The organism is Candidatus Protochlamydia sp. W-9 (assembly GCF_001950615.1).
Taxonomy (GTDB): Bacteria; Chlamydiota; Chlamydiia; order Chlamydiales; family Parachlamydiaceae; genus Protochlamydia; species Protochlamydia amoebophila.
Window position 1 is genome coordinate 1 of the sequence record NZ_BCPZ01000359.1, and the last position, 12,534, is coordinate 12,534.

Consider the following 12,534-nt stretch of genomic DNA (forward strand, 5'->3'; position numbering starts at 1 on the left):
TTCTAAAGGAGTTAACCTTATGTCTAGCTCGTTACAAGAAAATGGTTTTATTTTTCTCAAATCAGTATTTACTGATGAGCAAATTGCAAATTTGACATTAGAATTTGAGACATTAAAAAATGAAAAGCTCAAAAATAAAGAGATTTCTCTAGATTCTTATGATGCGGATCAAAAGCGTTTCGAAATTATGAATCCTCCTTTATTAAAAGAATTATATAAAAGCTCTGCTTTGCAAAAAACAATTAAATCCCTAATTAAAGAACCTGTTAAAATCAACAATAGATTTGGATATTTTTGTTATCATGAAGGATCGTATATAAAACCTCATTTTGACCATATTTTGACGGATTGTATGTTGATTATTTGCCTTAAACGCATTTATGGAAAAAATGATGGAAAAGGTTTAGGGGGTGTTTTAAAAATTTATGTTCCTCAAGAAATCAAATTCGATCGAAAAGGAAATAAAGAAACTGGTTATAATAATTGCAGAATTGAAGATATTAGCTTAAATATGGGAGATTCTATTTTCTTGGCAGGAGGGCATGTCATGCATGAGTGTACACCTGTAGAAGAAGGCGGGTTGCGACTTATTTGTGGGATGGGTTATGTATTTACAAAAACAAAGAAATAATCGTGACATTAAGTAATTATTTAGATTGTATCCCTTTTACTAATCATGATGTAAAAATAGGAGGCAACCAATATAAAGTTCTTTTTGACCAATATAATCCTTTAGGTTTTAATTGGATTAATACTACAGAGAAAATGTTACCTCATTTTTATCAAAGTAAATCTTTGATTATTAATTTACAAAATGAACTTTCATCTAGTTTAAAAGAAAAATATAGTGAATTCTTATTTGATACTTCGGGATCAATGGCTATTGAACATGCCATTCAATACAGCCAACTTTATAACCAAAAAAAAGATGTTTTAAAATATTATGGTTGTTATCATGGATCAACACATCTTATTCGCAATATAGAAGAAACGCAGTCATTATCGCTACCTTGTACAGATAAAAATTATATCATTAATGCTCCTTTGCTTTCTTATGAGAAAAGTCTTGAAGAAATCGAAACCAGATTTGCAACGAATACGATTTGTTGTATCATTATTGATCCAAATTTTTGTGATTACTATATAAGTCCTCCTAATAATTATTATTTAAAGTTAAGGGAACTGTGCGATAAATTTTCTGTATTAATGATATTTGATGAACTTAGAACTGGTTTTAGGTCTAACCATATATGGACTGTTAACCAGATTCCAATTGATGTAGATATTGTGATAGGTGCAAAAGCATTGTGTAATGGATTACCTTTTTCCGTGATTGCATTGCATGAAAAAATCATAAAAAAATCTGCCTTGCAAGTAGTTGAAGAAGCATGCACAGGTTTTTCATATAATCCCTTTGTTCTTGAAACAGTAAAATTGCTCTTAACAGATTTAAAAAATTTTCATTGTAACGAGGAAAAAAACATTATCAGCTATATGGAGAACTTTTTTAAATCTATTAACGTTAGCAATTTTTACAATTTTATTATCAAAGGAAACTATTTAGTTTTAGAATTTAAAACTAATAAAGCAACTTTTGCAGCTAATTTATGTGAAAATCAATTAAAAAAGCAAAACATACTTGTTTATCGTTCTGAAAATCGAATTATTCTTTGCCCTCATTTTACATTGCCATTTAACGAACTAGAAGAAGCCCTTCAAAAGCTTATTGAAACGGCTAGGGAAGTAGCCATAAAATTAAAATTATATTAAACATTATATATCATTAATATATTGCAATCATGATCTATCAATTTAGCATAATTTTTATATTACTAAACTGCTTAATTTTTCGAATTTTTGCTAATTTTGACATAGTGAGAGAACAATATGATTTAGTTTTTATTAATTTTCTTCATAGCCTGTATGGGGAAGGTCATCTTTCAGAAGGAAATGCTGAAAGCAATAAGTTGCTTATTTCTGATCTAAATCTTAATAATTCAAATTGTCTAGACTTCGGATGTGGTACTGGAGGATTAGCCAAGTTTATTAATGAAAAATTTCCTAAGTCGTTTGTAACTGGTGTGGATATAGCAGAGAGCTGTATTTCTCTAGCCAAAATAAGTTTTCCAAAAGATCAATATCCGAATATAGATTTTGTTAAATATTCACCCCCCCATCTTCCTTTTCCAAATCAATCATTTGATTTTGTATTTGCAAAGGAAGTTTTTATCCATATCTTTAATAAAGAAGAGACTTTACAAGAAATTTGTAGAATTTTAAAGCCTGGAGGCCAATTGATTGTAATAGATTGGTTTGCAAATTCAAGATTAAACAATAATTACGATAAGGATCAAATTATTCAGCTTTCAGAAATCGAAACATTTTTATCCGTCTTAAAAAAATCTTGTTTTATAAACATTTCTACTTCTGAATTAACAAATAGCTATAAATTTTTTTTACAGGAAAGTTTAAACAAAGCAAAACAATTTCCCTTATTTCAACAAAACTCAGTTGTTAAAGACTATACTTTGAGCCTCTTAGATATTTTAAATAATTTAAAAGAAAAAAAGGTTGTAGTTATCAGATTTCAGATGACTAAAATGAATTTAAAGGATTCCGTTTCTTTAGATCTTCAATAAATTGGGTTAGATTTAGTACATGTTTTTCAAAATATAAAACGTCTCCGGAAAAAAAATCATTAGATGGAAATAACAAAAGATTTTCAAAATTAATAACTAAATCAGATTTGTTATCACTAACAAAAATATTTTGAAGTCCTTTTTTTTTCCTTAAGATCCGCATTATAGTTTCTATACGTTTTCCAGACATACTAACTTGTTCTCCTAAAATTGTTTGAAAGTAGAAACGAAGTTTTAAATTACTTAGATAAAATTCTAAAATCCGTAATTTTGTCTCACTAATCAAAATAATTTCGTAATTTTCCTGCATTTTTTTGAGAAATATAGACCAAATAGAAGAATAACGAAGGAGAAGTGGCTTATTTTCACGAACATAATTTTTATGACAATCAAATATTTCTTGAAATGTATTCAACTTTTTTTTTGTGATCTTATAAAATACAGGAAGTGTATTAAAAAGAGTTCCATCAAAATCTAAAATTATTGTTGCTTTCATATTTTAGATAAGTTTTTTAATTTTCCATGAAATACTTTTCTTTGAGAATTAATGAATGAAAATCCTAAAACAGCCCCGAAACCTTGCCCTAAGGCCAAATCTAAATTAAGAAATGGTCTCAAGCCTATAAAATTTAATAAAAACTGGTGCCCTGGCTCTCTGGATAAATGAGTTGCAATAAGATGTTGCTTTATTTGACTATCTATCATAAAAGCTACAGCTGCCGATAGAGTAGAAATATATCCATCCAAAAAAACCATTTTATTATTTTTTGATGCTTGTAAAATTAAGGCAATATTCCAAACTATTTCCAAACCTCCTAGTGACTGAAGAAGAATGAGAGGATCATGGATATTATTATGAGTTGTCTTGTGCCTTTCTATACACTTTTTGATAAGTTTTATTTTTTGATTAAGCTGTTGATCATTAATCCCACTTCCTTTACCCGTTATTGCTTCAGCTTTTTGCTTAGTGATAATAGATGTTAACACTGTTGTTGATATTGTATTTCCTATTCCCACTTCTCCTAAACAAATGTTTTCTGCTTGTATTTGCGGTATAAAGTATTTTGCTTCTTCGAAAATTTTATCAATAGTTCCTACAGCCATAGCGTCCTCATCAGCTATACTGTTCGTTCCTGCTCCTTGATAAAATTGATTAGAAATAAACGGATTTTCGTCTTTTCGGGTACATCCAATATTAAAAAAATATTTTTTCATTCCTAGTGAGGAACTTAAAATAGAGACTGGTGAATGATTCGAAGCAGAAAATTTTAAGACAGAGAGTGTTTCCCCATATTGATAGCGGCTGAACTTCTCACGTGCAATTCCATGATCTGCTCCTGATACAATAAGGCAGGCTTCAAGCTCATTGGATATTTTTGTCGTTTTAGGAGAGTATATCAGATCAATAAAACAATCGATTGATTGAGGGTTAAATAGCATATGCCATTACCATTTTTAAATTTGTCGTAATTCTTCATATATTAAAGAGTAAGATTGGGTATATTCTCTTTGCTTTTTTTCAAAATTTAATGATGAAACATTTTTGAACATTTCCTGGTAAATTTCAGGATGGTTATAGAGGTATTCTACTTTTAATTTCATTTCTTCATAATTTTTGCATACGAATCCATAATTATTTTTGATTTGTGCTCTACCACCAATTATATCGTTCGTAATAACAGGGGTTCCACAAGCCATTGCTTCCATAAAGCACAGTCCAAAATGTTCAAATCCTTCTGGAGCATGATATACATAAAGCCATGCTTCATTCAAACGCAGATTAATTTTTTCGCAAGAAGCTATCTTTACTGAAGGAAAATCGTTACATAACTGTTTTAAAGAATTAATATAGTTTTTTTCTCCAACACCAATAATTTCCCAAGAAAAAATCTCAGAATTATATTTTGCCATGTCAAGAATCATTGTAGGCGAAAGTTTATTTGGATAAATTGTACTATGGCGCATTAGCAAACCTTTCTTTCGCGGAATATTTAGGTTTTTCCATGTGTTTGCATCTATCCCTGGAGAAATAATACGCGAATTTCCTTTATATTCAGAAGGCACGTATATTAATCCATTATGTGTAGAAACAACATAAATATTCGCTCCTAAAACACTACAAGGAGCATTATCTTGGATTGTAACAAGAGAACAAAACTTTTTATTCTCTGGTATTTTAAATTTAAAAGGAGGATACCAATGAAAATGAAAAATGGCTTTTTTAGAAGTTTCATTAATAATATTTTTAAGTAATTGAATTATAGAGACAGTGGTTACATGAAATTCTTTCCAACTATTATCAATATAATTGTCAAATGTCCAAATACGGTGTTCATACTCTGGTAAATTTTCAATTAAGTTTCTTAATGCTGTTTGCGCTCCTCCTACTACGAGATTTGGAATAACATGATAAATAATCATAAAAACCTGTTAAAAATCAGTTTTTACCACTTTTGTTCTGGAATAGCCAGAAGATATTCTGAATCAATTGGACTATATTCATCCGCAGAAGCAATCAATTTGTGACTTGTCAGTTCAGGCACGCCATATAAATGAACTTTTACAAATGAACTCTCTTTAATATACCTAATAAGGCTTTCAAAATCGCCATCTCCTGAAGCAAGGATGATTTGATCTAAAAAAGAACTATTCTGAACGATATCAAGCGAGATTCCTACGTCCCAATCGCCCTTAGAAGATCCATCAGAGCGTTGTATGTAATCTGTAAGCTTAACGTTATATCCAAAGCTAGCTAATAGTCCCTGAAATCGTTTTTGAGCCACATCATTTTTATGTGTTGCGTAGGCATTAGCAAGTATGAGTTTATTTTTATAGCTAACTTTTTTTAAAAAATATTTAAAATTGAAGTGAGAATTATACTGTTGTTTAACGGTATAATAAATATTTTGGACATCAACGAAGACCCCAATTTTTTTCATAAAATAACCTTAAATAATAAGAAATTTAAAAAAATTTATAAATAGCTCCACTGAATGTCAATCTTAATTTTGCATATCCATAGATAATTTAAATAATATTAATAATTAATGGTTAAAATTTAATTTTTTTTAATCAAATTACTGAACTAGTTGCTCTAATTTATCTAACAAAATTGTAGGATTTTTTCTCTGGAAGATATTTCTTCCAATACACATCCCTTTTGCTCCACATTCCATGGCCTCTTTAAAATACTCTAAAATAAGATTATCATCATTTTGTAACCCGCCACCGGCAAGAAAAATGGGAATATCTAAAGCTATAAGGTGCAATAAATTTTTTAAATTTTTTGGTCCTAATTCAAAAGCCACTTTCACAGCATCAGCCCCTAATTCCATGCTCAAACGAATAAAATGCCTTAATCGTTCAATATAGTTACTTTCACTTTTGATAGGAATTTTATCAGATACCATAACTAAAACAGGAAGGCCGTATTGATCAGCAGCATCAACAACTTGGCCTAAAAGCTGAACATTTTGTGCATCATTTAAACCATCAAAATTTAAGTCCAGTGATACAGCATCGGCACCCCATCTAATTGCATGTTCCACGCCTGTTAATTGAATTTTTTTTGCAACATGTATAGAAGTGGAAATCATACCATTCAAATGAACCATCACTCCTTTATTGATAAGGCAACCCTCTGTAGCTAAATGAGCAATCATTCCTTTATGAGCTAAAATTCCACTTATTATAGGATGTGTTAACCAACTACAAATATTCTTAATATTTTCAATTCCTTGAATAGGTCCTCTCGTAAAGCCGTGATCAATAGGAACAATTATTCCTATTTCACCGTTTCTGTTTAGAAATCGTTTCCAGCGAATTAATTTTCCTGGGCTACCCATAAAATTATTCCTTCTTTAAATTTTATTTTTCCAAAATATTTTCTTCTACCTGAATTCCAACATGCCGTCCCGGCGTACTAAGATATCCTAAAACTTTTTGGCCAATTTGGATTTCAGAAATATTTAATGGGATCCCTTCAGAGGAATAAATACGTACATGCCAGTCATCTTGCAATAATATATTCAAATGAATATTACCAAATTTCGCTTCAATTAACCGCAAAGGTCTAACTTCGATTTTAACTCTACCAACAACTGCTTGCTTAACATTTCCATTTAAATCTACAACTAACACATTATCGCCAGCTTTTAATTCGCTTATATAGTTTGTTTTGTTATCTTTATTGTATATATAACTATGAACTCCGCCGGCATTAACACGAAATGGCCGTAGTTCCATATAAGGTAAGTGAAAGACCTCCGGACAACATAAAAGGCCACCGCTAGAGGTAGATCCAACTAAAATACCTTCATTTTTTGAAAACATTGTTGCTAAGTCTACACATGCCCTATGTCCAATACCAACAGGAATGGATTTAGTTATTTCTCCAATTTCAAGCTTTAAATTACTGCTAAAAGTATTTTCTAATTTTTTCAGAAAAGCTTCCAAAACCTCATGTTTTTTTGGTGAAAATATGATCCCATCGGCGCCAATTTCCATGGTATCAAGAGATACCAAAGCATCATCTACATTTTCTGGATCTAAAATTTCCTTAATGATTTTTGTTTTATTAAATTGTAAAGAAGCTATTACAAGCTCCAAAGGAATGTTGGTTGGATCTTTAAAACATACCATAAGATATTCATGCTCTTTACCTAAAAAGATTGCTTGATGCAATGATTCATTGTTATCTATATAGTAACGTAAACAAGTAGAAAGTCCTTGTTTTTTGGCTGCGTCTAAAATATCTAAATGATTACTACAAATGACCCAATTTTCACTTCTTTGATTTGCAAAATCTTCTTGTAATAAAAATTGGTCAAATTCTTCTTTAAAATCCAAATGCAAAATTCTGGTTAGTTTAGGAGAAATATGTGAGTTAAATAGTTCGAGCTTTTGTAATGAAGAAAAAATCACCCCAGCGTAAATAGTGTTACTAAGGCTTGACAAGATAGAAAAATCTTCTGAAAGATTTGCTTCACTTAAATTATACCATAAAATGGGGTTGTTTTCCTTTTTTTTGGCCATTCTCCTAAATTTTAAGACATCTTTTTTTTGACTGTTTACTTCTTGTTCTTGAGAATGAGTTAATGTCATTTTCTATCCTTTTACATAAAAATAAATCTTTACTTTTGACTAAGCCTGTTCATCAAACATATCCATTCCATCGCGATACTCAGATAATTAAATTTTCTTGCTGTTTGTATTCTTGCTTCCATGACAATCTCTTTACGCTGTTTTTCCGGTATTTTCGAACATTCTATCAGTTTTTGACTCAATGCAGAGATTTGTGGAATTCCAATAAAAGGTTCTGCGGAATCAATCGGAAGCAGGCTATCAAAATTTATACTTCGAACAATTTCAGGTAACCCACCGACATGGCTTACTAGAGGAATACATCCATACATAATAGCTTCAAGAGCTACATATCCAAATGGCTCATTAAAAGAGGGAACTAAACTGAAATTTGCCCATTGAAAGGCAGCACAAATTTCTGTCCATGGGATAGTACCTGTAAATATTACTTTGTTTTCTAATCGATGTTCTGTTACGAATTTTTTTGCCATTTTTTGAATCATTCCATCGCCAACTAACAGAAGTTTCACATCGTCAATTTGTTCATGAACTTGTCTAAATGCTTCTAAAAGAACCATCAATCCTTTTTCAGGAACCATTCGACCTACAAAAACAAATCGATTTTTTGAATCACCATATCTAATATTACTATCTTCTTTCATCCATTCATTATAACCCCACCCATAGTAAATGTGAGAAGCTTTTGCGCCATAGCCTAAAGATTGAATTCTCTTAAGCATATATTGACTACCACCTACCAAATGATCACTATGTTCAAAGTAAAGTTTTTCGAGCTTAACCATTTGATCTAATTCTCTATCCCACAAATGATTGATATCCGAAAATATCTGGTTAACCATAGTTATTAGAGGTATTTTGAATTCATCGGCGTAGCTCTTTGCTTCTGGATAGCAAAGCCCATCCGCTAAAATAACAATTTCTGGTTTAGGGAATGTCTGATAAAGCTTTTTAACTTTTTTTAGAAAATTAAAATGGCGCTTTACTCCTGCATCACTATCCATAAATTCATCGCGGTAAATGCCGCTTGATTTAATTCGAAATACCTTTACACCATTATTCTGTATGTAGAATTCTTCTTTATCGCCAATTGTCACAAGTTGTACTTTTAGGCCAAAGCTTCTTAATCCATTAACAAGATTAACTGTAAATGGTGTTACTCCACCCCAACTATATGGGGGGTATTCTTGAGAAAATATCAATACTCTGAGCATATCCCTTCCATAAGTTTCTTATAAAATGGAATTGAGGCAATTATACCTTGTCGAAAAGTAGTTTTTGCAAACCAGTTTAATTGTTTGAGTTTTTGAGAGTTCAAATACTGCGAATTAATTTCAGAGAGTTGCGAAGGAATAATCTCATTATTGATATTTTCACAATATAATACTTTTTTTATAATTTCGATGGCATTTTCAACCATCATAGGCTCAGAGCCACCCACATTGTATGCTTCTCCTACTTTACCTCTTTTAAATAAGACGTCATAGGCTGATAAAAGATCTTCTATGAAGACAAAATCACGAATAGCAGATAAGCTTTTTTGATAGACTATAGGAGGTTTTTTTTGGAAGATTCGACATATTGTTTTAGGAATCAACCTAGTCATATTGAGGTCTCCTGGCCCATAAATATTACCAGATCGAAGGACACAAGCAGAAAGGCCAAGGTGCTTAGCCCATGCCATTGTCATCATATCCTGTGTAGCTTTCGAACTTGAATAAACATCTCCACCAAAATGAGGATATTCTTCTTGATAAGGTAGATTTTCTCTTGGATGCTCTCCATATGCCTTATCTGAACTATGAACGATTAGTTTTTCGAAATTCGATTTCTTCTTTCTTTGAAGATTTAGGCATGACATTAAAACATTTAAATTACCCAATACATTATCTAAATATGCTCCTTCTGGATCTTGAAAACAATCTTGAATCGTTGATTTAGAAGCTAAATTTAAAATATAGTGAGGATTAATTTTATCTAATAAAGCTAAAAGCTTATTTTTATCTTGAATATCTACAAAAACAGTTTTTACTGGTGGAATTAAATCTCGTAACTGCTCTGCGATTGGCTTTCGATCTATTACAACTAGTTCATAATTGTTAATAAAGTGTCGAATCGCATTATGACCAATAAAGCCATTTCCCCCTATAATAACAAGTTTTTTACTCTTTGGCATAAATCATTTTTATTAATTCAAGTTCACTTAATTGTTCTGCATTTCCACTGTCAAAAAGATGCAGAGGATTAGGATTTGTTTTTTCTATATCTAAGCAAAAATAATTTCCTTCTTCAAAACAATATTGACTTTCATTTTCACTCACTAAAGTTTCATGCAATTTCTCGCCCGGAAATAACCCTATTAGGGGAAAATTCGTTTTCCCTGTAATAATTTTCAAAATATCTTTAATATTTGCTTTTTTCATTTTAGGAATATAAATTTTGCCCGCACTTCCTTTTTTAAGAACATCAAGGACAATTTTCGCACCTTCGCCAGTTGTTAAAAAAAATCTTGAAACTTCGGAATGTGTTAAACTTATTTTCTGATCAGGATTTTTTTTCCAAGTAAAAATCAAGCTACCACGCGCATCAATCAAATTTCCAAGGCGGAGGCAAAGGAATTCTGATTTAAAATGCTTATTAGCCTCTAAAAACATACGTTCCATAATGTATTTTGTCATTCCATACACATTTGTAGGAGAACTTGCTTTATCTGTACTAATTCCAATAGCTGTTCGAACTGTAGATTGGTTTATACATTCGATAAAACTACGGCTTCCTTCCAAATTGTTTAAATAGCACTGAGTTGGTTGTTTTTCACACATCACCATATCTTTCATTGCAGCAGCATGAATAGCTAAAGTACATCCTTGCAATGCCTGTTTTAGTGTAGACTTATCTCTAATGTCGCCAATAAGATAAGTGATATTTTGAGAGTTGATTTTTTGTTGCATTTCGAATTGCCTTTCTTCATTGCGGGAGTAAACAACAACTTCATTGCTATCACTTAAAATTGCTGTTATAGCTTTTCCAAGGGAGCCTGTTCCCCCCGTAATTAGAATTCTTTCATTACAAATCATAATTTAACATTGCTAATTTCTCTCTAATCACAATAATGTCTTTGCTTCTTTACCAAAATGAAAAAGGGTATGGCCAAAAGAAAGATTAATAAAATTAGGAAGTATGTTGTTTTTTGGTTGAACATGATTAAATTCAACATGTATTCCATGTTTAGAAAATAAATTTAAGTCTAAGTAACGCATTCCTCCTTGCCCGGAAATATATGTGGTCGCTTTGACTTTTTTACAAATATCAAGAATTAATTCTGTTTTATTTCCTGTAGGATTTAATTCAGAAGCAAAAATAATATCATTGCAAATATTTAAATCTTCTCTAAATAAATTGATTAAGTCCGTATTGAGCTTCCAAAGAAAAATAGGCTGCGATTCTAATATAGCCTTAATTTTTGGAGCATAGTAGGTAAAGAAGGGGGTTTTAGAATAATTCATCTTCAGAGTTTTCCAATACTTATTAATCCAATTATTTGAATAATCTATTTCCATTTCACGAATTGTTTTGTTTAAGTGTCCCTTGATTCTAACGGGGACCGATAACCAAAATACTTTCCCTTTAGGAGTACAAAATTGATTGCGATTTTGCCAGTTATTTTTTGTGTACTGTACACAATCTAGAACAACGCACAAATCAGATTTTGCCATTTTTTGGAAAAATCCCCTCCATGGCATATGCTCAGGTTGGTGAATTGAAACTCGCATATCAACTTCATTTCAAATTTTTATTACATATTTTAATGAATTTAAAATATAGAGCTTATTTAGAATTGTCAACTAGATTCTTTATTTTCAAAATCATAATATTGGTATTGATTGAAATTTTTTAAAATTTTATACATTGTATAGCTTGTCTTAAAATCTAGCTGATATAGTTACTAAAGCTAATTCCATTAAGTTTTTCCTCAACGGCAAGTTTTGTATGGAAATCAGATTTTAATCGTAAACAGATATTTCTTGAAAATGGGTTTTCTGGTTCTTGACCTAGGCCTTTAAACTGACCTTGCCCCTTAAAAATCATCCAAGAAGAAATAGAGGTTCGTTTTAAATAAATAAATTTTAGGAAACGAACCAATGAAAAAAAGATTTTCAGAAGAACACATCATTCAAATGCTCAAAGAAGTAGAAGCTGGCTCAGCAGTAGCTGAAGTTTGTCGTAAATACAGCATAGCTCCAGCTACTTATGACTCATGGAAAGCCAAATTTGGCGGAATGAGTGTATCTGAGGCACAAAGATTAAAAGCTCTAGAAGAAGAAAACAGGAAATTAAAAAGGCTTGTAGCTGATTATGCCCTTGATAATGTGGCTTTGAAGGATCTTTTGTCAAAAAAGTGGTAGGCTCGCAGGCTAAGAGAAAGGCCATGAATGATTTAACCATCCGCCATGGCATAAGTCAAAGGAGAGCTTGTCGTTTACTTGCTTTCGATAGGTCTGTTGGGCGCTATAAGCATAAAATGAAGAAGGATACAGAAGTGAAGGATAAAATAATTTCGATAGCTCATGAAAGAAGAAGGTTTGGGTATCGAAGAATTTGTCTCTTGCTGAAGAAGGAAGGATTAAAGATTAGTCATAAAAAAGTGTACCGACTGTACAAAGAGAGTGGTCTCAAAATCAGAAAAAGGGGTGGAAGGAAGAGAGCTTTAGGTTCTAGAATAGGACCTGAGGAGATTTCTAGGCCAAATCAAAGATGGTCTCTTGACTTTGTTTCAGATGCATTAGCCAATGGA

At 31.3% G+C, this 12,534-nt stretch carries 15 protein-coding genes; 5 read left to right on the forward strand and 10 right to left on the reverse strand.

Annotated elements, in window-relative coordinates:
- The 3 genes from BU804_RS09935 to BU804_RS09945 all read left to right on the forward strand — a co-directional run.
- A partial coding sequence (locus BU804_RS09935) for a hypothetical protein (RefSeq protein WP_226996187.1) occupies positions 1–631 on the forward strand: 631 nt, incomplete at its 5' end.
- 2 nt (positions 632–633) lie between these two features.
- Positions 634–1,770, forward strand: coding sequence for an aminotransferase class III-fold pyridoxal phosphate-dependent enzyme (locus tag BU804_RS09940; RefSeq protein ID WP_075883943.1), 1,137 nt, complete (start codon positions 634–636; stop codon positions 1,768–1,770).
- 104 nt (positions 1,771–1,874) lie between these two features.
- Positions 1,875–2,639 carry a class I SAM-dependent methyltransferase gene (locus BU804_RS09945; protein ID WP_158025051.1) on the forward strand — a complete coding sequence of 255 codons (765 nt, stop codon included), beginning with the start codon at positions 1,875–1,877 and terminating at the stop codon, positions 2,637–2,639.
- Positions 2,640–3,131: 492 nt separating this feature from the next.
- Here the strand turns inward: BU804_RS09945 and BU804_RS09955 are convergent, their stop codons facing one another.
- The 10 genes from BU804_RS09955 to BU804_RS10000 all read right to left on the reverse strand — a co-directional run bounded on the left by BU804_RS09955 (position 3,132) and on the right by BU804_RS10000 (position 11,828).
- Positions 3,132–4,079 carry a nicotinate-nucleotide--dimethylbenzimidazole phosphoribosyltransferase gene (locus BU804_RS09955; RefSeq protein WP_075883946.1) on the reverse strand — a complete coding sequence of 316 codons (948 nt, stop codon included), beginning with the start codon at positions 4,077–4,079 and terminating at the stop codon, positions 3,132–3,134.
- A 15-nt stretch (positions 4,080–4,094) separates the two neighbouring features.
- The gene (locus BU804_RS09960) at positions 4,095–5,060 is read right to left on the reverse strand and encodes a glycosyltransferase (RefSeq protein ID WP_075883947.1); all 966 of its coding nucleotides are present in this window, start codon (positions 5,058–5,060) and stop codon (positions 4,095–4,097) included.
- A 23-nt stretch (positions 5,061–5,083) separates the two neighbouring features.
- The gene (locus tag BU804_RS09965; protein WP_075883948.1) at positions 5,084–5,578 is read right to left on the reverse strand and encodes a LabA-like NYN domain-containing protein; all 495 of its coding nucleotides are present in this window, start codon (positions 5,576–5,578) and stop codon (positions 5,084–5,086) included.
- Positions 5,579–5,716: 138 nt separating this feature from the next.
- Complete coding sequence (locus BU804_RS09970) at positions 5,717–6,484, reverse strand: class I fructose-bisphosphate aldolase (protein ID WP_075883949.1); 768 nt, start codon at positions 6,482–6,484, stop codon at positions 5,717–5,719.
- Between the two features lie 22 nt (positions 6,485–6,506).
- Positions 6,507–7,742, reverse strand: coding sequence for a 3-dehydroquinate synthase II (locus BU804_RS09975; RefSeq protein WP_075883950.1), 1,236 nt, complete (start codon positions 7,740–7,742; stop codon positions 6,507–6,509).
- Between the two features lie 29 nt (positions 7,743–7,771).
- On the reverse strand, positions 7,772–8,953 hold the full coding sequence (locus BU804_RS09980; protein ID WP_075883951.1) for a glycosyltransferase family 4 protein: 1,182 nt from the start codon (positions 8,951–8,953) through the stop codon (positions 7,772–7,774).
- Positions 8,938–9,915: an NAD-dependent epimerase/dehydratase family protein gene (locus BU804_RS09985; protein ID WP_075883952.1), complete on the reverse strand. Its 978-nt coding sequence runs from the start codon at positions 9,913–9,915 to the stop codon at positions 8,938–8,940. The genes BU804_RS09980 and BU804_RS09985 overlap by 16 nt, the downstream gene beginning before the upstream one ends.
- A complete protein-coding gene (locus BU804_RS09990; RefSeq protein WP_075883953.1) occupies positions 9,902–10,816 on the reverse strand; it encodes a polysaccharide biosynthesis protein in 915 nt (304 codons plus the stop codon). Before BU804_RS09990 ends, BU804_RS09985 begins: the two co-directional genes overlap by 14 nt.
- A 27-nt stretch (positions 10,817–10,843) precedes the next feature.
- The gene (locus BU804_RS09995; RefSeq protein ID WP_075883954.1) at positions 10,844–11,512 is read right to left on the reverse strand and encodes a WbqC family protein; all 669 of its coding nucleotides are present in this window, start codon (positions 11,510–11,512) and stop codon (positions 10,844–10,846) included.
- 157 nt (positions 11,513–11,669) lie between these two features.
- On the reverse strand, positions 11,670–11,828 hold the full coding sequence (locus tag BU804_RS10000; RefSeq protein WP_079988701.1) for a toxin-antitoxin system HicB family antitoxin: 159 nt from the start codon (positions 11,826–11,828) through the stop codon (positions 11,670–11,672).
- A gap of 53 nt (positions 11,829–11,881) precedes the next feature.
- Here BU804_RS10000 and BU804_RS10005 point away from each other — a divergent pair, with 53 nt between their 5' ends.
- On the forward strand, positions 11,882–12,145 hold the full coding sequence (locus tag BU804_RS10005) for a transposase (protein WP_075883956.1): 264 nt from the start codon (positions 11,882–11,884) through the stop codon (positions 12,143–12,145).
- A 23-nt stretch (positions 12,146–12,168) separates the two neighbouring features.
- Positions 12,169–12,534 (forward strand): IS3 family transposase (locus tag BU804_RS10010; protein ID WP_158025052.1); only part of this gene is annotated, 366 nt, incomplete at its 3' end.

What these genes read in the sequence shown, in the direction of transcription:
- BU804_RS09990 (WP_075883953.1), bottom strand. Translation starts at nt 10,816, where the DNA reads ATGATTTGTAATGAAAGAATTCTAATTACGGGGGGAACAGGCTCCCTT.
- BU804_RS09980 (WP_075883951.1), bottom strand. Translation starts at nt 8,953, where the DNA reads ATGCTCAGAGTATTGATATTTTCTCAAGAATACCCCCCATATAGTTGG.
- BU804_RS09960 (WP_075883947.1), bottom strand. Translation starts at nt 5,060, where the DNA reads ATGATTATTTATCATGTTATTCCAAATCTCGTAGTAGGAGGAGCGCAA.
- BU804_RS09965 (WP_075883948.1), bottom strand. Translation starts at nt 5,578, where the DNA reads ATGAAAAAAATTGGGGTCTTCGTTGATGTCCAAAATATTTATTATACC.
- BU804_RS09955 (WP_075883946.1), bottom strand. Translation starts at nt 4,079, where the DNA reads ATGCTATTTAACCCTCAATCAATCGATTGTTTTATTGATCTGATATAC.
- BU804_RS10000 (WP_079988701.1), bottom strand. Translation starts at nt 11,828, where the DNA reads ATGATTTTTAAGGGGCAAGGTCAGTTTAAAGGCCTAGGTCAAGAACCA.
- BU804_RS09995 (WP_075883954.1), bottom strand. Translation starts at nt 11,512, where the DNA reads ATGCGAGTTTCAATTCACCAACCTGAGCATATGCCATGGAGGGGATTT.
- BU804_RS10005 (WP_075883956.1), top strand. Translation starts at nt 11,882, where the DNA reads ATGAAAAAAAGATTTTCAGAAGAACACATCATTCAAATGCTCAAAGAA.
- BU804_RS09975 (WP_075883950.1), bottom strand. Translation starts at nt 7,742, where the DNA reads ATGACATTAACTCATTCTCAAGAACAAGAAGTAAACAGTCAAAAAAAA.
- BU804_RS09970 (WP_075883949.1), bottom strand. Translation starts at nt 6,484, where the DNA reads ATGGGTAGCCCAGGAAAATTAATTCGCTGGAAACGATTTCTAAACAGA.
- BU804_RS09985 (WP_075883952.1), bottom strand. Translation starts at nt 9,915, where the DNA reads ATGCCAAAGAGTAAAAAACTTGTTATTATAGGGGGAAATGGCTTTATT.